Origin of the sequence: Filifactor villosus (assembly GCF_042652965.1) — a bacterium.
GTDB classification, from domain to species: domain Bacteria; phylum Bacillota; class Clostridia; order Peptostreptococcales; family Filifactoraceae; genus Filifactor; species Filifactor villosus.
Genome location: NZ_JBHSHL010000007.1, coordinates 49,440 through 74,832 on the forward strand (window position 1 = coordinate 49,440; position 25,393 = coordinate 74,832).

General features: G+C 44.0%; 19 protein-coding genes. All 19 read right to left on the reverse strand.

What is annotated here, in order from left to right; all coding sequences use genetic code 11:
- Position 1: 1 nt before the first annotated feature.
- The 19 genes from ACFO4R_RS02195 to ACFO4R_RS02285 all read right to left on the reverse strand — a co-directional run bounded on the left by ACFO4R_RS02195 (position 2) and on the right by ACFO4R_RS02285 (position 25,366).
- A complete protein-coding gene (locus ACFO4R_RS02195) occupies positions 2 to 934 on the reverse strand; it encodes a DUF4430 domain-containing protein (protein ID WP_379787352.1) in 933 nt (310 codons plus the stop codon).
- 510 nt (positions 935 to 1,444) lie between these two features.
- Positions 1,445 to 3,091 (reverse strand): S-layer homology domain-containing protein, encoded by a 1,647-nt coding sequence (locus ACFO4R_RS02200; RefSeq protein WP_379787353.1) that lies wholly within the window; start codon positions 3,089 to 3,091, stop codon positions 1,445 to 1,447.
- 38 nt (positions 3,092 to 3,129) lie between these two features.
- Positions 3,130 to 3,534 (reverse strand): hypothetical protein, encoded by a 405-nt coding sequence (locus ACFO4R_RS02205; RefSeq protein ID WP_379787354.1) that lies wholly within the window; start codon positions 3,532 to 3,534, stop codon positions 3,130 to 3,132.
- 870 nt (positions 3,535 to 4,404) lie between these two features.
- Positions 4,405 to 5,532, reverse strand: a complete 1,128-nt coding sequence (locus ACFO4R_RS02210; RefSeq protein WP_379787355.1) for a glycosyltransferase family 2 protein — start codon at positions 5,530 to 5,532, stop codon at positions 4,405 to 4,407.
- Between the two features lie 923 nt (positions 5,533 to 6,455).
- Positions 6,456 to 8,147, reverse strand: a complete 1,692-nt coding sequence (locus ACFO4R_RS02215; RefSeq protein ID WP_379787356.1) for a phospho-sugar mutase — start codon at positions 8,145 to 8,147, stop codon at positions 6,456 to 6,458.
- Positions 8,148 to 8,252: 105 nt separating this feature from the next.
- Positions 8,253 to 9,290, reverse strand: a complete 1,038-nt coding sequence (locus ACFO4R_RS02220) for a type I phosphomannose isomerase catalytic subunit (RefSeq protein WP_379787357.1) — start codon at positions 9,288 to 9,290, stop codon at positions 8,253 to 8,255.
- On the reverse strand, positions 9,259 to 10,575 hold the full coding sequence (locus ACFO4R_RS02225; protein WP_379787358.1) for a sugar phosphate nucleotidyltransferase: 1,317 nt from the start codon (positions 10,573 to 10,575) through the stop codon (positions 9,259 to 9,261). Before ACFO4R_RS02225 ends, ACFO4R_RS02220 begins: the two co-directional genes overlap by 32 nt.
- A 47-nt stretch (positions 10,576 to 10,622) precedes the next feature.
- A complete protein-coding gene (locus tag ACFO4R_RS02230) occupies positions 10,623 to 11,567 on the reverse strand; it encodes a GDP-L-fucose synthase family protein (RefSeq protein WP_379787359.1) in 945 nt (314 codons plus the stop codon).
- Between the two features lie 207 nt (positions 11,568 to 11,774).
- The gene (gene gmd, locus ACFO4R_RS02235) at positions 11,775 to 12,827 is read right to left on the reverse strand and encodes a GDP-mannose 4,6-dehydratase (protein WP_379787360.1); all 1,053 of its coding nucleotides are present in this window, start codon (positions 12,825 to 12,827) and stop codon (positions 11,775 to 11,777) included.
- Between the two features lie 451 nt (positions 12,828 to 13,278).
- A complete protein-coding gene (locus ACFO4R_RS02240) occupies positions 13,279 to 14,178 on the reverse strand; it encodes an ATP-grasp fold amidoligase family protein (protein ID WP_379787361.1) in 900 nt (299 codons plus the stop codon).
- 184 nt (positions 14,179 to 14,362) lie between these two features.
- Positions 14,363 to 15,535, reverse strand: a complete 1,173-nt coding sequence (locus ACFO4R_RS02245) for a glycosyltransferase family protein (protein WP_379787362.1) — start codon at positions 15,533 to 15,535, stop codon at positions 14,363 to 14,365.
- A gap of 247 nt (positions 15,536 to 15,782) precedes the next feature.
- On the reverse strand, positions 15,783 to 17,252 hold the full coding sequence (locus ACFO4R_RS02250) for a lipopolysaccharide biosynthesis protein (protein WP_379787363.1): 1,470 nt from the start codon (positions 17,250 to 17,252) through the stop codon (positions 15,783 to 15,785).
- A 5-nt stretch (positions 17,253 to 17,257) separates the two neighbouring features.
- Complete coding sequence (locus ACFO4R_RS02255; protein ID WP_379787364.1) at positions 17,258 to 18,481, reverse strand: hypothetical protein; 1,224 nt, start codon at positions 18,479 to 18,481, stop codon at positions 17,258 to 17,260.
- A gap of 13 nt (positions 18,482 to 18,494) precedes the next feature.
- Positions 18,495 to 19,577: a glycosyltransferase family 4 protein gene (locus ACFO4R_RS02260; RefSeq protein ID WP_379787365.1), complete on the reverse strand. Its 1,083-nt coding sequence runs from the start codon at positions 19,575 to 19,577 to the stop codon at positions 18,495 to 18,497.
- Positions 19,574 to 20,773, reverse strand: a complete 1,200-nt coding sequence (locus tag ACFO4R_RS02265) for a glycosyltransferase family 4 protein (RefSeq protein WP_379787366.1) — start codon at positions 20,771 to 20,773, stop codon at positions 19,574 to 19,576. Before ACFO4R_RS02265 ends, ACFO4R_RS02260 begins: the two co-directional genes overlap by 4 nt.
- A 234-nt stretch (positions 20,774 to 21,007) precedes the next feature.
- Positions 21,008 to 22,111 carry a glycosyltransferase gene (locus ACFO4R_RS02270; RefSeq protein WP_379787367.1) on the reverse strand — a complete coding sequence of 368 codons (1,104 nt, stop codon included), beginning with the start codon at positions 22,109 to 22,111 and terminating at the stop codon, positions 21,008 to 21,010.
- 65 nt (positions 22,112 to 22,176) lie between these two features.
- Positions 22,177 to 22,989 carry a WecB/TagA/CpsF family glycosyltransferase gene (locus tag ACFO4R_RS02275; protein ID WP_379787368.1) on the reverse strand — a complete coding sequence of 271 codons (813 nt, stop codon included), beginning with the start codon at positions 22,987 to 22,989 and terminating at the stop codon, positions 22,177 to 22,179.
- A 19-nt stretch (positions 22,990 to 23,008) separates the two neighbouring features.
- Positions 23,009 to 24,253, reverse strand: coding sequence for a nucleotide sugar dehydrogenase (locus ACFO4R_RS02280; protein WP_379787369.1), 1,245 nt, complete (start codon positions 24,251 to 24,253; stop codon positions 23,009 to 23,011).
- Positions 24,254 to 24,256: 3 nt separating this feature from the next.
- Positions 24,257 to 25,366, reverse strand: coding sequence for an NAD-dependent epimerase/dehydratase family protein (locus ACFO4R_RS02285; protein WP_379787370.1), 1,110 nt, complete (start codon positions 25,364 to 25,366; stop codon positions 24,257 to 24,259).
- Positions 25,367 to 25,393: the final 27 nt, after the last annotated feature.

Consider the following 25,393-nt stretch of genomic DNA (forward strand, 5'->3'; position numbering starts at 1 on the left):
CCTACTCTCCTCCGCCTTTTGCGTTGCCCATATAGTTGTCTCCCACATCTCTTCCCAAGTCACAGGTGTATACCCACTCGATCTTATCCCCGTCCCTCAAGCGGTATCGGCTCGAACCATAGTTAGGAAACCAGCCGTTGACCTTGTACATCCATCCGGAAAGTTCTCCGCAGTCAAACTCATAGAGGTTGTTGATCCCCTCGATGTAATTGGAGTTGTATACGGGCGTCATCTCAAATTCCAAATGGATCTTATTTTTCTTCATCTCTCTTTGAAGAACGTTGAACACCGACTCTCCATCATAGAAAACGACCTCTTTTTCTGCATAGATGATCCCGTCCTCGGGCAAGACTTCCAGCTTGCTCTTATCCAAAAGGTCGATATTGTCCAAAATAGTCTTACAGCTCACCGACAAAGTGCAATGATACTGTGCATCCTCATCGACGGTAACATCCTGCCACTCGACCGGTAGAGGTCTTCCCTCGGGAACAGGCTCCGTCATATACTTATCCTTCCCTGTTTTGGGGTTGATCTTCATCTTAGAAGGCTGCTTCTCTTGTTTCTTCTCCGGTTTCTTTTGATCATCCTTCTTTGTTTCTTCGAGCTTCGTATCCTTCTTTTCTTTCTGCTCCGCCTCTTTCTTGTCCTTCGTCGGGGATTCGGTCGGAGTTTCTTCATCCGGTTTCCGCTCTCCTGCGAGCTGCTGTTCCTCCGGCTTATCCGCCTTCTCTTCGAGGGTCTTTCCCGTATCGGAGCTGTCCTTCTCCCCTGAAGAAACCTCCTCCGTCGTCGAAGTCTTCTCCTGTTTTTCCTGTGTCGCTACAGGTTTTTCGACCGTTTTCTCTTTGGGATGGTTCCCACCCCAGATAAAACTTGCAACAAGAAGGAGAACGACAAAGATGGCTATGATCCCCTTATTTTTCGTCCACTTCATCACATAACTTCCTTTCGAATTTTTCCGCCTTCCATCCTTTCAAACAAGCGCTTTCATAAACTTTTTGCCGTATAATACCATTATCTGTTCAAATTGCTCGGTCGTGCAGCTTGAATTCTGTGATCACTCCAAATGTTTCCGGTAATACTATTATCTATTAAAATTGACGGGTTGAACGCTTTGAATAATATAATCATCCAAATTGTTTTTCGGCAATGATATATTTTGTATACCCGGCATTTCAAACGGAGAATAGTATAACTATATATTCTGTTTGCCTGAAATTTCAAACGGAGAACAGTATAAAAAATGTTCATACAGATAACCGAACGATACAACGGATAGTAATACAAAACCGGTTTCTCCCCGCTTTTTCCGGATTGTGCAGTCTTCCCTTAAAACGACTTCAAACGCCTATGGCTTCCAATCACAGATATTTTGATCGGAAGCTGAGATCAACATCCTTCCTCCAACCAAAAAGAGAAGGAGTCGAAGCAACTCCCCCCTCTCTTATTTTTCCATATGGATGAGCTGATACACCATTTTTGCCATCTCTCCTCTGCTTACAACGCTCTTAGGTCTCAGTTTCATCTCGTCCTGAAATAAGATCCCCGCCTTCAGACAGTAGGCGAGATAAGGTCTTGCCCACTTGTCCGAGGTCGTATAGTCTTCAAACTGAGCCAACATATCTCGTGCGGCACCCTCGTTCATAGAAATATCGAAGCCCTTGTACTTCGCAGCATTGGCAAGAATGACCGCTGCTTCCTGAACTGTGATCGGATCGTTGGGCAGGAATTTCTCAGCCGTACTTCCACGGATCAGACCCGCGTTGCTTGCGGCGGAGACCTCATCGTAATACCACGAAGTCCTGCTCACGTCCCTAAACTTCATTTTTCCTCCGTTCTTCAGCGACAGGGCCTTCACCAATATGGTGGCAAACTCTGCCCTCGTCATCCTCTTGCCCGGCTCATAGGTCGTCGGTGTCGTACCCGAAACGATCCCCTTCTGAGCCAGATAGATGATCTCCGCCTTGAACCTGTGACCGGAAACATCCGTGAATCCTCCGCCCTCCGCCTTTTTCGACGGAGTTTCCGAAACCGGCTGCTTCTTCTCGACCTTGGCCTTTTTAAACTTCACGTCCGTCATATCGTAGAGCCTTGTCTTACCCTTGAGCAATCTCGAATAAGAGGTCAGTGCATACAAGGCCTGGTCGGTCGCCATCCCGTCTTCCTTTCCGGCCTCTCCTCCCCCGTTGTTCTTATCTCCCGCCTTCACGTGCATAAAACCTCCCGAAGGAAGTTGGTAAGACAGGAGGTTGTCCACAACGGAATAAGAGTTTTTAATAAACCTCTTATCCTTTTCGGGATCGACGCCCATGGCTGTCAAAGCGACCAAAACCTGAGCCGCACTTTCGGAGGTCTTAGCCCCCCAAGTGGAATATCCTCCATCCTCATTTTGGATGGTAGATAAGAAGGCCACAGCCCTGTCCAGCGCCTTTTTGACCTTGGTCTTATCCCTGTAGGGAGCCAAAGCCTGGATCGCCATCCCCGTCATATCGGGATCTCCCTGATCCTTTGCAGACTTGGCACCGAAGGCAAAACCTCCGTCATCGAGTTGATTGTTCAAAATCTCCTGTATCAGCAGTTCTCGGGTGTTTTGCCTACCCCCCTTGGCAACCTTGGGAATCTCGTACTTGTGAGAATCCACTGCGATCAAGGCCCATATAGGTCCGTTGAGACCCTGCCATACGACCTTATCATAGTCGGACATCTTCTCCAAGAGATCGTAGCCCTCGACATCGGAAGGATCTCTCCCCAAAGCGGTCAAAGCAAGGATGAGTCTCGAATATTCCGTATACTTCTTAGGATGAAGGACTCCTTTCTTCTCCTTGATCTCCTTGGCTACAGACCTGTAATAGACATCATAATAACCGGCCGGAACCGAAGAAGAACTGCGTGAAAGCCCTAAGACCGTCCAGTCTCCGCCCACCGTTCCAAGTTCCGGCGACTTATTCGTACTCGTCATATAAACCGCGGTTCTGCGTATCGCAGCATCGACTGCTTGACTGTCGGCAAAACTCATGCTGAAGCCCGTTAAAACCAAGACGGTAGCCAAAACCGCCGAAACCGCCCTCTTCCATCTGAACCATTGTTTCATCTCTTAACTCCTTATATTCATACTCGATTCGCCCTCTTCTACAGCGGTTTTACCATCTTGATATCGATAGAAGGAGGAAGAATGATCCTATCCTTAATCATTTCAAAACATACGATTGTACAGACATAGCTGATATCCTTTCCCAAAGGCTGGACAAAAAAATCCAACTCCCTCTCCAACTCTTCTACAGACACCTCTCGATCAAACCTTACCGTGATCTCATGAGTCATTCTTATCTCAAACAAACTTGAGGGCTTGGGCCCCACAAAGGTATGTAGAAGAATTTTGCAAGCTCGGTTCTTCTCCGACATCGTGATCTTGTACCTGTGACTCTCTTCGATGTTCAGCACCGTATCTCTGCTTGGAGTTTCGGACAAGACCTTCGATTCCAGGGATGACAAATGCCTCTCCAAATAGATCATACTCTCTCTTAACGTTTTCATAATTTCTCTCCTATCTTATACCAAAACCTCACAGTACACAAACAGGTAGTGGTATCTTTCATGTCCTATTATCTTTGTTCTCCGTAGTCTATTATACCTGAACCTTGTCAGTATTTCAATCTATTCTGCCGGTCGTTAAGAGAGGGATCCCTCCCTTAACGCCGAACAGAACAACTTGGGAACCGTCTCAAAAAGACACACAATAGATCTGTCGTAGTTTTGCAAAATGAAAAAATGTGAGATTGATGCCTTTATAAAATCTTTCGTGCAAAATCGGCTCTGCACCATTTTTTCGAAGCACATGATATTCGCTTTATACTATTACCTACTACAATATACTTATACTGTTTTTCAATAGAAGTATAGATATATCTGTTTTTAAAACCGTGAAAAATTGGCTTGTTTCCTATGGATCACAGATTGTTTATATCCACAACTCAAAAGAATAATAGTATTATGCTTAATCTGCCTTATATCCGGTAAGGGTTTTCTATCCTGTTGCTTAATACTATTCTCCAATAGAAGTGTGGATATATTTATTCTGCAATCACGAAAATCCGTTTTATTTTCTATCAGTTACACAACATTTATATCTATAATTCAAAGGAATAATAGTATAAGCCATGTAATGATAGAATAATAGGCATCTCCGCTTTTCATACTATTCTCCAATAGAAGTATGGATATATCTGTTTTTCAACCCAAGAAAAATCGGTTTATCTTCTATGGGTCAAAGATTGTTTATATCTACAATTCAAAGGAAGAATAGTATCAAACAGAGAGTAGCGTCAATCAGTTGCAGAACCGTCGCAAAGCTTATGAAACAAAAAAGAGCGACAGAGTTTTCTCCAACGCTCTTTTATATCTGTATTAAATGTGTAATTCACAAGCCTTTACATATTTTCCGAAGTTGTTTTCAAGAAGGGATTCTTCAATCGTCTTGAGATAGTCTCTCTTTTCGGTTTTGAAATCCTTATAGTATTCTTGACGCAGGTATTTGTTGATCTCAAAGATGCAATATCTGACTTTGGTGTCAAATTTTTTGGTACGCTGATACGTCAGATTTACCATCCTCAAAAAATACTCATAATTCTCCTGTTGAAACGGAAGGCCCAAGTCTTTTCTGTCTTTCAAAAGCTGCATTGTAACATAGATACTGTCAATGTTTCTGGGACTTTTAGGAGACGATGTGATAGAGCCTTCAGTCAAAAAATACTTATATACCGGTTCTTCGATTACATAACCCCTGATATGATCTCCATAGATGAGGGCTGAATTGATGCTGTCCTCAAACCAATATTTTTCAGGAAAGATGATCCGATCAAAAATATTTCTGCGTAAGAGCTTGCCACACGAGAATCCCTTTAATGTGCCTAAAGGATGTTCTATTTCCCCGCTTTCAGAAACTTTTTCTTTTCGCTCCGTTCCATCCTTCAAGACCCTCATCATCCCGCCTTCAACAATATCATAGTCCTTTTTTTCAGAAGCTTTAAGAAGTTTCTCGACTGCTCCTTCCGCCAAAATATCGTCATCATCCACAAAAAGTATATACTTTGCCTTTGAAGTATCGATCCCAGTGTTCCTGGCGTTCGACACCCCTTTGTTTTCCTGATTTATAATGGTTACATTCGGATAGGTCCTGTATCTCTCAAGTATTTCTTCCGTGTTATCCTTTGAACCGTCGTTTACAAAAATATATTCGACTTTGTATTTGTCATTCTTAGGTATATTCGACAAAATGGACTTTACACATCTTTCAACGAGATCCGCCCTATTGTATGTTGTCATTACGACAGATACATCGTACTTGTAATCCGCTTCGTCATCGGGAGTCTTATTCCTAACCGCACTTGATCTCACATCCTTATGAATACCGTTGAGATATCGATAACAATCCTCCCACGAAGACATATCACTCTTAAAGAACATAGCGGGAACCGTATGTTCCAGTACTTCGGCACTTCTCATTGCCACTCTTTTAACCTTGTTAAAAACCATGTCTTATACCTCCTCGTCTCTTAGGAAAACACTACACTCTCGGGGAAATACAAAAGAGAAGATAACTCTGTTGCTCAAGTTCGGTCAAATGTTTCAAAATCCTCCCGTATTTGCCCTACACTATCAAAATATTTTCAAAAACACGGTCAAAACAAAGCACAGCATCACAGTCAAAATCCTTTGTTGAAGGTGGACAAATTTGAATTAACAAATTTGAATTGAATTAAAGAAACACTACACAAAAATACACAATTCTTTTTTGTATTACTCGATACAATTACTTCTCGGGTTGATACCGATATGGTTTAAATTCTACAAGCCTCTCAAAAATACCTTCCATCTTTACACAGTTCACACGACATTTTAATCGGATTGTAGTATTATTCCATTAAATATAAAATAATACCACAAAATAGCGAAATAAATGAAAGCAACATTCCTATTTTTCAAACACAGAAATTTTTCGGAATAAATCCTTTTAAAGGGGTATGTTTCGTAAAGAGGCGCTTCCCACACTTTGTCGAGTGATACTTTGTTCTCTTATACGAATCTCCGGATGAATCGTTGTACTGTACAAAACCGTGTTGTATAATCGTTCAAGCGTTTCAGAGCCTATATTGTTTTTACAAGTTGCATATTTATCGAGGAATAGTATTAGGCGATACCTCACAATTCAAAAGATTGGTATAAAATCAATCTTGTGCAAAGGATGAAGTTCTTTAAGATATTGATATGACCAACCTCTGCATTTTATTCAATCTAAGAAAAACCGGAAGATTGCTCTTGTGCACTCTTTCCTTATATCTATTTTGGGACCAAGAAAATTCGATTTATCTTCTATGGAGCACAAGTCATCGGCATCCATGACTCAGACAATAACAGTATAGGATTACCTTCCTCGTTTTGGAAATATCCAAGGTTCTTTACTGAAACAGGTGTTTCTCAATATCAAGACGGATCTCTTCTTCCCTAGCTCTCGCCTCTTCTTCACAACTCGCTCTGACACAGAGATAAGCCTTCAACTTGGGCTCGGTCCCCGAGGGCCGGACTGTGAAGGAGGAGTCTGCTTCCAAGATATACTTAAGTACATCGGACTTGGGAAGAGCGTCGATTCCGTTTGCATAATCGAGGACTTGCAGGGTTTTTCTTCCTGCGATCTCGCCGATTCCGTTTCGGAAGGTATCCATAATGCCCTTCATTTTCTCAAAACCTTGTATTCCCTCGAATTCATAAGAATGAAGGGTGTTGAGGCAGTATCCGTATTTGTCATAGAGTTGTTTCAACTTCTCCGAGAGGGATATTCCTCTCGTCTTGTAGAAGGCAAACATCTCGCAGGTAAGGAAGGCTGCATTGACAGCATCTTTGTCCCTCACATACGTGCCGCTCAAATATCCGCAACTTTCTTCAAAACCGAAAATATAGTCGTTTTCTCTTCCTTCTTCTTCCATGTATCCTATTTGTTCTCCGATGAACTTAAATCCCGTAAGAACGTTTATCGTCTCCACAGCGTAGTTTTGCGCGATCTTCTCCGCCATGTCCGTCGTTACAATGGTCTTGATCATCACGGGAGAACTCGGCATGGTTCCAAGCTCTTTTCTTGCGGCACAGATATAATCAAACAACAATACCCCGATCTCGTTTCCTGTGAGAAGGGTATAGCCTTCTCCTTCTTTGACTGCAACCCCCAACCTGTCGCAGTCCGGATCGGTCGCCAAAAACAATTCAGCCTTCAACTGTTCGGCGTACTGCACTCCAAGTCTCATTGCTTCTTCTATCTCAGGGTTGGGATAGGGGCAGGTAGGGAAGGTTCCGTCCGGTTCAGCCTGTTCTTTGACTACACTGACCTTTTTGTAACCGCTTTCACGCAGAACCCTCGTCACAGGCTCCAAGCCCGCTCCGTGCAAGGATGAGTATACGATGGACACGTCCTTGTCCACCTCGGTATTCTCATCCAAAACAGATTGTTTTTTTACTTCTTCGATAAAGTTCGTGACAACTTCTTCTCCGATAAATTCGATCTTCCCCAACTCTTTCGCCTTGTCAAACTGCAACCTCAAAACATCTTGGAAGATGTCCAAGGCCTCTATCTCCCCAAAGATCTCATCAGCAACGCTCGTCGTAATCTGACAACCTTGAGAGTTGTATACCTTGTAGCCGTTGTACTTCGAAGGATTGTGAGAAGCTGTCACCATGACCCCCGCACAACAGCCCAAACTCCGAACGGCAAAAGAAACACAGGGAGTCGGCATCAGGCGGTCAAAAAGGAAAGCCTTGATGCCGTTGGCGGCAAAAACTTCCGCCGCTGTCCTTGCAAATACCTCGGACTTAATCCTCGAATCGTAGCCGATCGCCACTTGGCGCTGTTCCCGAGGCACCTGCTTTAGGATGTAGTTTGCAAGGCCCTGAGACGCTTTTGCCACAGTGTAGATGTTGACACGGGAACTTCCCGCTCCGATCACTCCGCGAAGACCTCCCGTACCGAATTCCAGATTTTTGTAGAAGGCTTCCCGGACCTCTTCTTCCTTCCACGAAGCCATTTCCTTTATCAAGTCCGGATCTTCTTTTGCGTTTTTCATCCACAGCTCATACTGCTGAGTAATTTCCTGTCTATCCATCTTATTCTCCTTATTTCTTGTCTTACGATCCACTTTCTCGATCTGTTTTCAGTAAAACAGGGACAGTATCTCAAGTCGTTTCCAAGGATGGACCATCCTTCCTTCTCAACAACTTACTTTCAGCATTTGAAGGTTTCCGTGGATTTTCATCGGCACGGAACTTGCGGGTACAAAGATGCAGTCCCCTTTGAAGAAGTGGATGTACCTCTCTTGACCGAAAATCAGCACCCCACATCCGTCAATGCAGAGAAAGACTTGAAAGGAGTCCGGTCCGCTTTGAAACTCCGCCATCTGCCTATTCCTTTCCGTATTGATCAAAAGGCGTTCCACCTGAAAGTACTTGCATCTGCAAAGAAGCTCCGATGCACAGCCTCTTCTGTATTTAAGGACCCTCATAGGTTGCACGGGTTCCTTCTGCTCTGCCATATTCGCAACATCCAAGGCCTTTTCAATATGAAGTTCCCTCAACCTGCCGTCTTTATCAACCCGATTGTAGTCATAGAGACGATAGGTCAGGTTGGAACTTTGTTGGATCTCGGCAATCAAAGAACCCGCTCCGATAGCATGTACCGTTCCCGCCTTGATAAAAAAAACATCATCCTTCTCGATCCTCTTCTTCTGCAAATACTTCTCGATTCTCTTGTTCTCTATGCTCTTTCTGATCTGCTCTTTGGTTACCTCACTGTGAAAACCGTAGATCAGCTTGGAGTCTTTTTTGGCATCGAGGACATACCACATCTCCGTCTTTCCTTTCGAGCCGTTCTCATGCCGATATGCGTACTCATCGTCGGGATGTACTTGGACGGACAGGTCTTTAGCGGCATCGATCAATTTGATCAGTACGGGCAGTTCTCCGCCGGTCTGTACATCACTCCCCAGAAAAGAAGGATTCTCCTTCAAAACTTCGAGCAAGGTCCGCCCTCGATATCGTCCGCTGTCCACCGTGGACAGTCCGTCGGGATGGGTGGAACACTCCCAGGTCTCCGCCAGGGGGTAGGCCTCTATACCTTTGGAAAAATCATCGTTCAAGCGTCTTCCTCCCCAAAGATAATCTTTGTAAGCCGGCTTGAGAAGAAAGGGCTCATTCTTTGAAGAACTCGTATCCGGGTTCCTATTCTTCCAATTCGAATTTTTGTTTATCATCGACACTAATCTCCTTACCTAACTGCACTTCAATTAGTTTCAGTTCCGTTTCGGCAATGATCGTGTGTCTACACCCTGCCTCCATAGTAATGACATCGCCTGCTTGGACCATCTGCTGCATCCCGTCTACAATCGTTTTTCCCCTTCCCGAGATAACGGTCCATACCTCATTTCGTCTATCGTGACTGTGATAGTTCATCCGATGTCCGGGACGCAGGGTGACCTTAATGGTCAAACTCTCCTCTTCTATGTCCAAGACACGAAAACTTCCCCAAGACTTATCCGCAAACATGATCCTTCCGCTTATCTCATCGACGAAAGGTTTGATATAGCTCGATTGTTGTTTGTCCGAGACGAGAATCCCTTCCGGACTTGCGGATATCACCGCATCCTTGAGCCCCATACAGAGAATCGGCACATCCAGTTCATTGATGACATGCACATTGTCACAGGTCTCGTTAAGGATTGCTTCTCCGATCTTGATCTCCTCCATGGCTTCCGTAAGAGTGTTCCAAGTCCCAAGATCTTTCCACTGTCCCGAAAAGCGAAGAACTTCAATCTCCTCTTCTTTTTCCGCCACAGCGTAGTCAAAACTGATCTTCGTCATATCTTCGTACCTGTCATAGAGGTCTTCGTAATCCTTAAAGTCGATCAATTCATGGGCCTTATCGAGCATATAACCCACCTTATAGGCAAAGACTCCCCCGTTCCACAAGGCTCCCGCATCGATGTAAGTTTGAGCGGTCTTAGTGTCCGGTTTCTCCTTGAAGCTCTCTACCTTACTCACATCATCCTTGTTTTCGGGAAGGATGTATCCGTATTTCTCACTCGGATAAGTCGGCTCGATGCCCATGAGACACAAGTTGGAGTTTCCCTGTTTCGCCAATTCTCCCAGTTTTTTTATCGTCTTGAAATATTCCTCATCGACATAGGGATCGACGGGACAAACGACGACGGAATCTTCTCTGCTCACTCCCCTTACATCGTGTAAGTAGGCAGTTGCAAGCGCAATAGCAGGAAAAGTGTCCCGTCTGCAAGGTTCGACGCAAATATTTACCTTGTCGCCGATCTGGTTATGGATCGAAGACACCTGAGACTTGGAAGTCGCGACCGTGATCTGCGCACCTTCATCTACCTGTTTAATCTGTCTGTACATCCTCTGTACCATTGATTCATAACTTCCGTCTTCTTTCTTAAATATCTTGATGAACTGTTTGGAGCGCACGTCATTGGAAAGGGGCCACAGTCTCTTTCCCGAACCTCCCGACAGCAAAATAATATTCATGAGAATCTCTCCTTCTCTGATTTCCCTCTCTCGAAAAAATTCGCTTCTTACCTCTGAGCTCTATTGGGATTATTCAAAAAATCTTCATAGGCCAATCGGATCCCGTCTCTCAATTCCGTCTTGTATTTCCAACCCAAGGCTTCCAACTTGGATACATCGAGGAGCTTTCTCGGAGTTCCGTCCGGCTTATCCGTATCCCAAACGATGGAGCCTTTATAGCCTACGATTTCCGAAACGAGTTCAGTGAGTTTTTTTATCGTAATCTCTTTTCCGGTTCCCACATTGACGGTTTGATTTCCCGAATAGTTGTTCATCAGGAATACGCAGGCATCCGCCAAATCGTCCACATAGAGGAACTCTCTTAGAGGAGTGCCCGTTCCCCAACAGGCTACCTCTGGAACGCCCCCTTCCTTCGCTTCGTGAAAACGACGGATCAGAGCCGGAAGAACATGGCTGTTTGTCGGATGATAATTGTCATTCGGACCGTAAAGGTTCGTAGGCATCACGGATATATAGTCGGTCCCATACTGTCTGTTCAAATATTCACAGTATTTAAGACCCGATATCTTAGCCAAAGCATAGGCCTCATTCGTCTCCTCCAGAGAACCTGTCAACAAACAGGACTCCGGCATAGGCTGAGGTGCAAACTTAGGGTAGATACACGAAGATCCGAGAAATTCGAGTTTCTTGCATCCGTTCTTCCATGCGCTGTGGATCACGTTCATCTCCATCACCATATTCTCATACATAAAGTCTGCAAGGGCGGAGCTGTTTGCCACGATCCCTCCGACTTTGGCCGCAGCCAAAAAGACGTAATCGGGTCTTTCCTCCTCAAAGAAGGTCTCTACCTCCTCCTGGCGGCACAAGTCGAGTTCTTTATGAGTCCTGGTAACAATATTGTTGTAGCCCTCGGCCTCCAATCTTCTTACAATGGCGGAGCCCACCATGCCCCTATGTCCCGCAACATAGATCTTATCGTTTTGTTTCATCATTTCTTTCAACTTCCTTCCGACCGTTTATGTCATCCGCTTTGTTTCTTTGATTACAGGTTTATCTTATACTACTATCCGTTTGAAGAGTTGATATCAATACTCTGTATTTTATGGGGAATGAAACGATTTTTCGTATTTTGGGAAGCGGGTATAGCCACGCTTCGATTGGAGAATAGTAATAAGATCGTGACTTTTGTTTCGCTCTATTTAAGCCTTTCCCCTTCTTCTCGCTTCTTCTTTGGCAAGGTTTCGGTCATGTTCGGCCATCAATCTGATCAGCTCTTCATAGCTCGTCTTCTGAGGATTCCATCCCAAAACATTCTTCGCCTTGCTCGGATCTCCCCAGAGATTATCGACATCTGTCGGTCTGAACCATGCAGGATTGACACATACAAGCATCTTTCCCGTCTTTACATCATAGCCCTTTTCATCCAGGCCGCTTCCTTCCCATCGAAGTGTGATTCCATTTGCCGCAAAAGCTTTTTCGGTGAAGTCCCTGACCGTATGCTGTTCTCCCGTCGCGATCACAAAGTCCTCAGGTACATCGTGTTGGAGCATGAGCCACATACACTCGACATAGTCCTTGGCGTAACCCCAGTCCCTCAAAGAATCCATATTTCCAAGTTCGAGATGATCTTGGAGTCCCTCTGCGATCCTTCCCGCAGCGAGGGTGATCTTTCTTGTTACAAAATTTTCTCCGCGACGTTCGGACTCGTGATTGAACAAAATCCCGTTTACCGCAAACATCCCGTATGCTTCCCTGTACTCCTTGGTGATCCAAAAGCCGTACTGTTTTGCCACTGCATACGGACTGTAGGGATGAAACGGAGTTGTCTCTTTTTGAGGAACTTCTTCGACTTTTCCGTACAACTCCGATGTCGATGCCTGATATATCCTTGTCTTATCGGTCAAATTTAAGATCCGGACCGCCTCCAGGACACGCAAGACTCCGATGGCATCGATGTCTCCCGAATACTCCGGTACATCGAAAGAGACCTGAACATGGGACTGTGCCGCCAGGTTGTAGATCTCATCCGGTTGAACCATGTTTATGATCCGAATCAAAGAGGAAGAGTCCGAAAGATCTCCGTCGTGCAGTCTAATAGAGCCTGCTTCAATCAAATGATCTATCCTCTGCGTGTTGGACACCGAGGCTCTTCTTACCATTCCATGTACTTCGTAGCCCTTCTCCAAAAGAAATTCGGCTAAATAAGAACCGTCCTGTCCCGTAATTCCGGTTATCAAAGCTATCTTCTTCATAATCTCCTCCAAATCAAAATCTTATCGAAATTCCACCTGATCAAAAAATAAATGAAGTATACGCGGACAAAATCTTTCAAACGGATTAAGATGTTTTAGAAAAATAATGCCCAAAGACACACCATATTTTTTGCGGTTTTAATACTATTCTCCGATAAAAGTATGGTTATATCCACACCCTCAGATACAAAAATCTATTTTATAGTTATAGAATAAAGACATTGATATTCATCGTTCCAACGAACAATAGTATAAAATACAGAAAATCTTTGAAATAAACGGTTCCAAGAATGTATTGTCCATGCAAAAAGATTTGACACTATTTTTTGAATGATGTGGTATCTCTCCAACACAGTTTTCGTATTAACCAAAAGAAATGACGGGATAGTAACTCCTGTATCCGACGTTCCCTGCTCAAACAATGATCTTCTCCCATCATTGTCTTTATCGTCTATAAAGTGATCTCATCTCCCAAGATCCGTTCATACTCGACCGGAGAAATAGGCATATATCCCGCACTGGGAGTGAAGGTAAACTCGGAAAGATAGATCTCTCCATTGATCTGATACATATCCACCCTCAAAAATTTGGTTCCCTTTGAGAAAAAACGAGCCAATTCAACCATATCTTCAAAGCGGGAAGGCTTCTGCGGAAGTTCGTCCAATTCCTTATAATCCGAACGCCCGAAAGGTGCGGGCTTCCAATCCATATCCAAAAAACTGATTCGAGTCTCCCCTTCATCTGAAAAGGCGCTCCCTGAAAATCCTACCGATATATACAGATACTTGGGCTCTCCGTTGAAACAGTAAAACTTGTGATCCATCAATCCTATCCCCTCGGTATCCGCATCGTCCTTCATCAGCTTCTCTGCGATGATCCGAGGTTTTGCATTTTTATAAGGCCACTCTCTATGAGCATAATAGTAATTTGTACTCAGGAGTTTAGTGAAGGTCTTGTCCAAAAACTCCATATCCAACTTCGACTTATCCTTACAGATAATAAGTCCTCCGCTGTCATGCGTACACTTTAATACAAACTCTTCGGGAAGAGTGTCGAAGTTGATATCTTTGAAGCTCTCCCACACCCCTAAAACAGGGATCACATGCTCTTGGCCTACCAGACCTGCAACATAGTTCTTCGCCTCATACTTATCAACCATCGTCGTGTAGATGTCTTTTCTGTCGTGGATCTTCAACCACTGGAGTTTTTCATTGAAAGTTTTGGGATTCTTTAGATCCAAGCTCTTACCCACTGCAAAATGATAACACAATTTCAAATACCATGAATCCGGCATCCAATTCAGCATGTCCTTACTTCTCAGTTGTCTAAAAATTCTTCTTGTAAAACTCATTCTTTCCTTCTTTCTGTATTGCTTTTCTTGCTGTATTGCTTTTGGGAACACCGCACGATAGAACCTTCCTGTTTTTCTTTTTATAGAACGCAAAGGTTGGTCATATCAAAATTTTCAAAAATTTTATATTTTGTATAAAATTGATTTTATGATATTTATTTAAATTTTGCGGTATCGCCTTTTCTTATTTTTGCAAATCTCTAAGTGCCTTTTCCAATTTAAGGCTCCAATTATGATAGTCAAACCTATGTTGCACGCAGGATATAGCATTGGATGAATACTCCAAATACTCCTCCCTGTTCAAATTGATCGCTATGGACAAGACCCTTCTGCACGACTCGATGTCATGCTCTTCTATAAATATACTGTTTACTCCATTCTCCAAATAATATCTGGTATAGTCTCCTACTTTGGAAGCTAGGGGAACAATGCCGAAATTCATCGTCTCAGGCACCTTACTCGGAAAATTCGCCCTTGTCATCTGACAAGTTTCACGAACCAGCAGAAGGTAGTGCATCTTCCGGTACAGATCTATCAGTTCATCATACTTCATCCACTTATGAATGATACCGTGTTTTTGGAAGATCTCCCACTCTTCTTCGGACAAGGCTTGACGCACCTTATCCCTCTTTACTCCACAAAGGTGAAGCTCACTTCTCTCAAGATCGGATCTCTCCAGGGCACAGTAGGATTTGAGCATCACCGAAAGAGAATCCTTCATCATTCCGTGCGCCGGTATAATGATCCGATATTTGGAAAACTCCTTCTCTTCTCTCTCAAATTCGGAACAATCCGCCATGATCGGTATCAAAAAGGTCTTACAGCCCAAATTTTGAAAATACTCCTCAATAAAGGTGCTGATCGGAAAAATTAAGTCGAATTGAGAAAAGTATCGTTCCAAAATCTCAAGGTAGATCCGATATTCTCTATCCGGATGCTTCCCGTCAAACTCTTTTCTGTCAAAAAGCTCCAGCACTCCTCCTATGATCTTGAAGCCTATCTCTTCTCTTAGTTTTAACAAGCCCCTCAAAAAAGAACGTCTCGTTATAAAAACAAAAACATAGTCTCCGGAGTCGATCTTCATCTTCTTTAAGATGGATATCCTCTTTCTTAAAAAACCCGTCCTCGACTGAACAAACCTTGTCAGTCGATTATCTCCAAACTCCGCTCTCAATATTTTCAGACCCCTATATTCCACTTCATCGGCATCGGAAGAAATGATCTCCTTATTCAGCTGAGAAATAATATAAGGCTGCATTCCCGCTTCTTTGATGCAAAGAGCAAGATACTGTATATAGTTTGAATTTGCTCCATGCCGAGGAAACATTCCGTCAGTAAAAATAAAGACCCTATCCAACCCCTAACCCCCTTCTAAAACAAAGTTTCTTGAAGTACCCATACAGCTAAAAGAAAATCTTCTATTTAAAGCTGCCCTTTAATAATATTCTTTATATTTATATACTTGTGCATTTTTTACCTCAGATCCTTAAACCAATCATTTTACAATGACACGAGTTTTGTCTTTCTTTCCGGCACGCTTCCAAAAGTCACCGGATCTCATGTCTCCTTGTTTTCCGATGTCTTTTGATAACGGACCTTTCCCATCATCTTTTTTTGATCATCTTCATTCTCTCTATAAATTTACGTCTCTGCTTCAGACATAAGCCCAAACTTATACAGGTGATGCCGTATCTCAATACAACAGTCTGATAAAGAGGGATGCAGGCAAGGCTGAGAACGATCAACCCTCCCGATATCAACAGCAGAAACTTCGTATCGTAGATAAAGGGAACAAATTCTCCTCGCTGTGTACGCTCGGTCAAAGTCCCTACCACTACCTGGATCAGTGCCAGAATCACATAAGAGAACAGTGTGGTGTATGCCGCTGCCTGATAACCGTATCTCGGTATCATAATAAAGTTCAAAACTACGTTTAATACAGCCGCAACAATGGATGAGATCATAATATATTGAGTTTTTTTATAAAACAAAAGCACATTGGAATGCATATTGCTCATGGCAGTCAGAAAGATACCCGCTGCGATTGGCGGCATCAGGTAGACTGCTTCATAGTATTCCTTCGGCGCCAGTATCCCTACAATCTCCGGTGCTACGACCGTCATAGTCAAGGCGATCGCCGCATAAAGCATCAACATATAATTAGCTGAGTCTCTGACCTGCTTTCTTCCTCTTGTATTATCCATATTCTCAAACAGATAGGGGATGAAAGAGCTGTTGATGGAATACCATACGATCAACGACAGAGCACTGACATTGGATAAGGTTCCGTAAATTCCAACTTCACTCTCTCCTACCATCTTACCTATCATCGTCCTGTCCGATACATTGAGAACTTGAGCGGCAAAACTGTTACCGATTAAAGGAATACTCAGTTTAAGGGAAAAAAGCCAGTATTCCCTGTTATAGAAAGTCCTTCCCTTCACAAAGATATTCAGAAACAAGATCCCTGCTATCGTATATACTACGGCATAGTTTGCAAAGAGCCTTATATGAGCGATTTGTTTCATCTCGTAGTGACGCGCCAAAAGTACAAAGACGACCGAGGACAGAGTCGCTCCTACCGCCGTGCCCAAAGAGATCTTTACAGCCGTTTTGTACTTGAGCTCATAGCGTTGTGCGGAAAGGAAGAAATCCCGCGCCGGTTCTACAAGAAAACCCATGATCATCAGCAACACCAAAGGCGTAGGTAGACCCAAGATCCCGTTCCAAAAATCCATATTCAGCAGGTAAATAAGGAGAACCAGGATCGACATAAGGGCGGTGATGGTCAGCACGGAGGACATATACTCTCTTCTTTCGGACTCATACTCCTTCATTGCAACCAGAAAACCTCCGGAAGTCAAAGCGAGGGTTATGACCGTTGCCAACATTGAAGACCACGAATGATAGATGTTGATCACACCGATTTCAGCCGTTGTCATGATCCGTGTAAAAATAGGTACCGTAATAATACTTAAACCCCTTGTTGCAAGGCCTGCCAAAGTGTAAACCATAGCCGCCTTTGCCGTAACTGAGAGATTATCAAATTTTCTCCTTAAATCCTTGAATTCCATCTCCTCTATCCTTCTATAACTTCATTTTGATTCGGCAATACGGAATGTTTCCCTATAAACATAAGAAGTAAGGCCGTAGAAAGAGTCCAGTCATATCTGAAGTAGACCGAAAGTCCTCCCATAGCAAACAAGAATGTAGCTATAACGACCTTTGCCCCCAAGTAACTCTTCTTCCTTCCGAGATCTGTGACCTTAGTAACAGAGACTCTCATCGTCCTAAGCAGGAACCAAAGTAAGGGCAGGAGGTGAAGGCTTCCGTAGTGAAAGGCCTCAAAGATAAACTGATTGTCAAAAAACCTGTACTCTTCTCCCCTAAAGACATAGGTGGCTTGCATTCCCGAGCCGAACAACAATCTCCAACTGTCTATCTGACTGAAAAAAACTTGAAATTGCCCTGTTCTGGTATCTTCCCTGACCCTGTCGATCAAAGGAAAGATCACATTTGAAAGGTAAGGCTCCAAAAATACGAATATGGCAAGAATCCCTAAAACCATTCCCATCATTGTAATGACCCTTCCCTTTAAGTCTGAGGATAGGATTAGATACGCCGCAAGCAAAAGGACACACTGTATACTCCAACTTCTCGATACAATAAGGAGACTGCACAGTAATCCCAACAGAATAAGTCCTACCTTAAACCATAATACTCCGATACTCTCCCTTTTCTTTAAGTCGCTGAAAAGGTAGACCCACAGAGAAAGCATAGCAAAACTCAAACTGGTCTTTCCGGGCATAAACAAAACATGATTTCCAAAGCCCACAGAAGAATAGAAGTCCAAAGCCGAGTACAAAGTGAGCAAAAAGTAACCCACCGCTAACATCAATGCTACAGTCTTAAAATGTTTAGAGATAGACTCTTCCCTTCCGAGAAGAAAAAACAAAGGTAAGAGACAGGCAGTAGTGGGAATACTTCCAAGCCACACATTGACTCCTTCTCCGTTCCCAAATTCGACTATACTCCAAAAGACAAAGGGAAAGATGCAGAGCAGAACCCAAAACAAATCTTTTCTCCTAAATAAGAGCTTTGAATTGTATAGCAGAATCAAAAATAAAACAAGGGCAGGAGCAAGTACACTTGCAAAGTGCCCGCTTGCAGCCTGATAAAAATAGTAATTTCCATAACTCAAGACCCATGTTCCGCGGGTAGAATAGATCAACATCTTTATCAAAGAGACAAAGACCGCCACATACAACAACATTGCATTCACTTTATTTCTCGAAAGAACCACTGTACTTCCTCCATCATCTCAATACCTGTTCTTCAAACATATCCACAACTCTATCTACAGAAAGAGCCTCTCTTATCTTCCGCTTTGCCTCCATGCCCATCCTTCGTCTATCTTCAAAGCTTCCTGCCAACATCTTCATCGCCGTGTATAGTTCCTCTTCATCTCCGACCTTTGTCAGCAAGCCGTCCTGACCGTTGTGTATCAGATCTTTGGGTCCTGTAGGACAAGCGGTGGAAATACACGGAAGACCCACAGCCATTGCCTCAATCAACGTGTTGGGAAGGCCCTCATAGTCGGAGGAGAGTACAAAGATATCCGCCTCAGCCAATTTTTCACTCACTTGGGAAGTCTTGCCGGGTAAGCTCACCTTCTCGGACAGCCCGAGTTCCTTGACAAGTTTTTCCAATTTTTCTCGTTCTTCTCCTTCTCCATAGATCACGAGGCGGAGCTCTTCAACTGTGGCGGAAATCTTTGCAAAGGCTCTGATCAGGAGCGGATGGTTTTTTTGCTTCGTCAAGCGTCCCATACTGACGATCTTCCTGACCTCCGGCTTATAGTGATAAATCGTATCCAGCATCTCCTGCTTGACGGGATTAGGCACAACAAAGATCTTGGAATTCAATCTTTCTGAAAAATATTCTCTTTGTTCTCCTGTCTGCAACATGATCCTGTCACTTTTTTTTGTTATTCGGTTGACAAGCCTTCTCATCAGAGGGCTTGCAGGATAAAGCGACGGATTGTTGCGCACCGTGGAGATGAAGGTGAGCTCTCTCAAACCCAAACTCGCAAGATAAGTATATACCGTCGGTAGAGCAAGAAAGGGAATGATGATATCCGGTGCAATCTCTCGTATCATCTCCCTCATCCGCCTTATCCGTTTATAGATACGATGGAGCTTACACCACCCCTGCGGCCATCCGAACTCATAGACCTCGACCTCCTCGTTCAACGTATACTCCTTCGGACTGCGTTCAAACAGGAGCAAGCGGACATCTTGCCCCCGTCTTGCAAGCTCGCTGCTCAAGATGGAAACAACGCGCTCTGCCCCACCTCCGCCCAAGGACAGGGTAACAAATAAGATCCTCTTTTTTCTCATGCTTTTATCCGTCCTTCTCCGTTCATATCAGGTATCAGTTCATAAAACATCTTATTCCATTGCTGCGCGATATATTCCACCTCAAATTTTTCCGCCTTTTTCTTTGCTGCCCTTCCCATCTGTCGCCTCAACTCGTCATCAGAACTGATGTCAAGCATCGCCTGTGCAAACTTCTGTGTATCGAACTGCTGTACGATAAACCCCTCCACCGCATTGTCCACAAGAGGGATCATGGCACTGATGTCATAAGCAATCACAGGAACTCCACACTCAAGCGCCTCCAATACGACCATCGGCATCCCTTCCCACAGAGAAGAGAGAAGGTAACAGGACGATTGCAGGAGATTCTCCTTCATACTGTCCGAAAATCCGGGCAAAAATACCCTATGTTCCAACCCGTACTCTTTGATCTTTTCCTCCAGCATCTCCTTCTCCATCCCTGTTCCGTAAATGGTCAAAGTCCAATCCTTGTCTTTTTCCGCAAAGATCCGAAACGATTCTATAAGAAGTCCAAATGCTTTTACAGGGATCAGCCTTCCTGCAGAAATAAAGCGCTTGCCGGACAGTTGCGCCTGTAGTTTCGTCTTAAAACTCTTCGGATTGTGGATCGTTACACATCGAAGGTTTCTCTTTTGAAGGAAGCACTCCGCATCATACTCATTGAGAACAACCACTCTGTCTAGTTTCGGAAGATATTTATCGGCAACGTGATCCGTCGCCCAAGGACCCATTCCTTTTGTTTCATAATAGGCCTTGTAAGAACTGTGCTGCCATCCGATCGTCTTGCACTCGACCTCATCGGCTATACTTGCAAGCAGATAACTTTCAAAACCTCCGCAGGCGATGGCGATATCGATCTCTTTGTCTTCTATAATGTCCCGATACATGCTTCGTTCTTCCGGAAGAAGGCAACTGTATTCGCAAAGCAGCCTCATAGATCGAGAACCCAAAATACCGCTTTTTTTATTCCACTTCCTAAGAGCTTTTCTCAGTGTGGACTTCTTCCACGTTCTTTTTAAAAAAATGACCTTTACCCTATCGCTCAAACTGTAAATACTACGGTCCTCCTCTGTCGGATCGTCATAACACTGAATATAGACTTCATGTTCTTTTACCAATTCGGATGCCAAAACGCTCACGACCCTCTGGATCCCGCCTATATCGAAAAGATTATATAGAAAAAAACATATTTTCATAGTGCGTCTTCCTCCTACCGGTAACCTACTCCTCGGATTTCTACTGCCTTAGGAGAAGTTTCGACCTGTTGTTCTACAATACTTATGAATCACTTCGGACTTATCTCACACACCACACACATCAACCTTGTTCATATCTTCGACATAGCAATTGCGATACAACACCCTCTTCTAACCGTTTCTCTTACAGTTCTGTTAAGTTTTTTATCCTCATAGTTCTTAAAAAAAACGGTCTCAGTTTAAAAACCTTCCTATAACACCGGCAGTGTAATCCCAAGTGAAACGGTCTATGATCCTGTCATGGGGGCCCTGTGCATCCCTCAAAGGTTTCTCCACCTTCTCTACGATCTCTTCCTTACTCTCTACAAGCCAACCGGAGACCCCGTCTTCAATGATAAAACTAGGTCCGGGAGCCTTCCATGCAATAACCCTACAATTGTAATACATAGCCTCCAGGATTGCCATCCCGAAGATCTCCTGCTCGTTGAGATTTACAAAGACATGAGCGAAACGATACAATTCCAAAACCTCACTGTTAGGCATTACATTGATAAGGTTCACCTTGGACGAAAGATCCCGCCTCTGCACTTCCATCCTGACCTCGGACTCCAACTCTCCCTTGCCGATCATAAGAAGCCTGTAATTTTCATCTTTTTTGATAAGTTCGGAAAATACTTCTATCATTTGAAGAGGTTTTTTCTCCTCTATCATCCGCCCGATAAACAAGATTACCTTATCCTCATCCCGGTAACCGTGCTTTTTCTTGAATACCGAAGCACAAACCTTTGTTATTTCTTCATTTATAAGGCTCATATCCAACCCCACGGGGCAGACTGTCGTGTTTTTTACTCCGTATTTTTTCAACTGTTCTTCCACATAAGGTGTTTTAGTTAAACAATTGACCTTTCTGTATATATTCAGACTACGATACAATAGCATGTCCATGATACCACGTCTTAATCCATTCGTACTGTGACTCTCCAAAACTCCTACATATGCGAAGAACTTTACGGAGTTTTTTTTAGCCCAACGATAGACGGAAGGAAAGCAAAGCTGAGTATCGGAAAAATAAATAAGTGCATCCAGACCGTCATCGATCCTTCTCATATCGAAAAAACCATGGACACCCAACTTCTTTGAAGGGAAAAAGCGGACACTTACTTTTTTGTAACCTTCCACTTCTTCCACATACTCTTCTCGGTCCGAAGATATGAGCTTATAGACGAAAACCGACTCCGCCATAACGCTCAATGCTTTTGCCAGACCGACTTCCTGAGAATTGTACAGCCCTTTTTCTCCCAAGTTGCCCCTACTTGTTGTCAATATGCCTATTTTCATGCCTACTACCCCTTACCGCTTGCAAGCTTTTCGCTTAAAACATCTTCATTTTGTTTTGTAAGTGCTTATTTTCCACGAATGACAGCATTCCATATAAACCTTGTATTCGTGTGCCAATATCGTTTAAACAATCTCTTGGGATCTTGAAGCAATCGGTATAGCCACTCCAAATTTGTTTTCTGCATCCATTGAGGTGCTCGTCGTATATTTCCTGCATGATAATCGAATCCTGCTCCTACTCCCAACATCAAGCCTTGGATCAAACCTTGGTGCTTGGCCATCCAGACCTCCTGCTTCGGAGCACCCAGACCGATCCATACAAAGTCCGGCTTTGTTCCGTTTATCGTCTCTATGACCTGCGTATCTTCCTCCGGAGTCAGTTCGCGAAAGGGAGGACTGTACATTCCGGCCACTTGGAGATCGGGATAACGCTTCTTTAATTCGCCCTCCAGTTTCTCCAGAGTCTGCGGAGTCGAGCCGTAAAAATAGTGCCTGTAGTTCTTCTTTTCTGAGAGTTCGAAGATCTCCTGCATCAAAGCGGGACCGGTGGTGCGCGCCATAGAAGGATAGCCTCTTTTTCGTCCCAGGGAGCTCAAGGGCCCACCGTCAGGAATCGCCATGATGCCTCCGTTCTGTACTCTACGGTACTCTTCATCCTGAAAAGCTGTGACCGTAGTATGCACATTGGCAACGCAGAGATAGTCTCCCGACAAAGCCTCCACATTGGTTTGAAGATACTCCACAAGCCGAGACATATCGATCGCCGCGATCTCCACTCCCAATATCTTGCATACGGGGATCTCTTTCTTGGAGACCTTCCTCCTATATGAAGCCTGATACACAGCATTGGTACTTGTTTGTCCGGTCTTGTCATCCATTCCTTCCACTCCCAAATTTCTAATCTCTCATAAAAACGTCTCTGGTATAAACCTTCTCCTTGACATCGTCGAGGATAGTATCATACCTGTTGGTAATAATAATGTTACTCTGTTTTTTAAACGCATCCAGATCATTTACGATCTTACTTCCGAAAAAGGTATCTCCGTCTTTCAAAACGGGTTCATAGATAATGACTCTGACACCTTTAGCCTTGATACGCTTCATAATTCCCTGAATGGAGCTCTGTCTGAAGTTGTCGGAGTTGCTCTTCATGGTGAGACGGTAGACCCCTACGATGCCCTGACCCTCTTTTTCTACACTCCAATCGCTGTTTTTTCCATATCCGCCTGCAATCTCAAGCACCCTGTCTGCTACAAAATCTTTACGGGTCCGATTTGCTTCCACGATTGCCTCGATAAGATTCTGCGGAACATCCTGATAGTTCGCAAGTAACTGCTTGGTATCCTTCGGGAGGCAGTAACCTCCGTAACCGAAAGACGGATTGTTATAATGAGCTCCTATACGAGGATCAAGACAGACCCCTTCGATAATATTCCTGGTGCTGAGCCCCTTCATCTCCGCATAGGTATCCAGTTCATTAAAGTAGGATATCCTAAGAGCCAGATAGGTATTTGAAAACAGTTTTACCGCTTCCGCCTCCGTGAAATTCATAAACAAGGTATCAATATCCTGCTTCAGCGCCCCTTGTTTGAGCAGGGCGGCAAACTCTTCGGATGCTGCAAGAAGCCTTTCGTCTTCCATACAGGTTCCCACAATGATTCTTCCGGGATACAAATTGTCATAGAGAGCCTTGGTCTCTCTCAAAAATTCCGGACTGAATATGATCATGTCACTTCCGCTCATCTTGCGAATCCCCTCCGTATAACCGACAGGGACGGTGGATTTTATAACGATAACCGCATTAGGTTCACACTTCATCGCGGAATAAATGACCTCTTCCACTGCCGAAGTATCAAAAAAATCTCTTTTGGCATCATAATTGGTCGGAGTTGCAACTACGATAAAGTCCGCCCCCTTATAAGCTTCTTGTTCATCCAAGGTCGCAGTCAAAGACAAATCCTTTTCCTCAAGGTACTCTTCAATCTCCCTATCCTCAATCGGAGATTTCTTCCTGTTGATCATATTGACCCTCTCCGGAAGAATATCCAAGGCATACACATCGTTGTGCTGTGCCAAAAGGATCGCGACAGACAATCCTACATAACCTGTGCCGACAACGGCAATCTTATACCTGTCCTTCATCCGTCACACCCTCTCTTCGTTCATATCCGATGTATGTTCGATCTTATAGAAGTCGACATACCACTTCGCAAACTCGTGTAGCCCATCGCTTAAACTCGTAGTGGGCTTAAAACCAAAATCCTCTTCCAAGTCTCTTGTGTCCGCATAGGTGACCGGAACATCTCCCGCCTGCATGGGAAGAAACTCCTTATGTGCTTCAAAGTCATAGTTCTCAGGTAGGATCCCCAAAGATACAAGTTCTCTCTGTAGTATTTGAACAAACTCAAGGAGTTCTTCCGGGTTGCTGTTTCCGATATTGTAAAGACAACAGGGAGGTACGGGAAGTCCATCTTTTCCGTTCTCACGCTTCGGAGCCTTTTCCATCACCTTTACGATCCCGTTTGCAATATCTTCAATGTAGGTAAAGTCCCTTTTACAGTTTCCGTAGTTGAAAATTTGGATCTTTTCCCCATTCCTGAGCTTATTTGTAAAACCGAAATACGCCATATCGGGACGTCCCGCAGGTCCATAGACCGTAAAAAACCTCAGACCTGTCGAAGGGATATCGTATAATTTGGAGTAAGCGTGTGCCATCAGCTCATTGGACTTCTTCGTCGCCGCATAGAGCGAAACGGGAGTATCCGCCTTGTCAGAGGTGTTGTAAGGAATGCTTTCGTTGTTTCCGTAGACACTGGAGGAGCTTGCGTAAACCAAGTGCTCCACGCCGGCCCTTCCTCCGTCGTAAGAGTGTCTGCATCCTTCCAATATATTGTAAAACCCGATGATATTAGCCTCGATGTATACATCCGGATTCGTTACGGAATACCTTACCCCCGCCTGAGCCGCCAAGTTTACTACGATTTGAGGTCTGAACTCTTCAAACACCTTTTCGATCAAACCCTTATCCGCTATACTTCCTCTAACGAAAGAAAATCCGGAATACGTCTTCAGTCTCGAAAGTCTGTATTCCTTAAGTGTAATGTCATAGTAATCATTCATATTGTCGATCCCGGTTATCTCAAGGGCCGGATAGAGGTCATACAGTTTCTCTATCAAGGCCGCTCCGATAAATCCCGCAGCTCCCGTTACCAATACCCTCTTCTTCTCCATATCTATAATCGTCTTCATATTCATACCGGTTATTCCCTTCCAAACAAGACG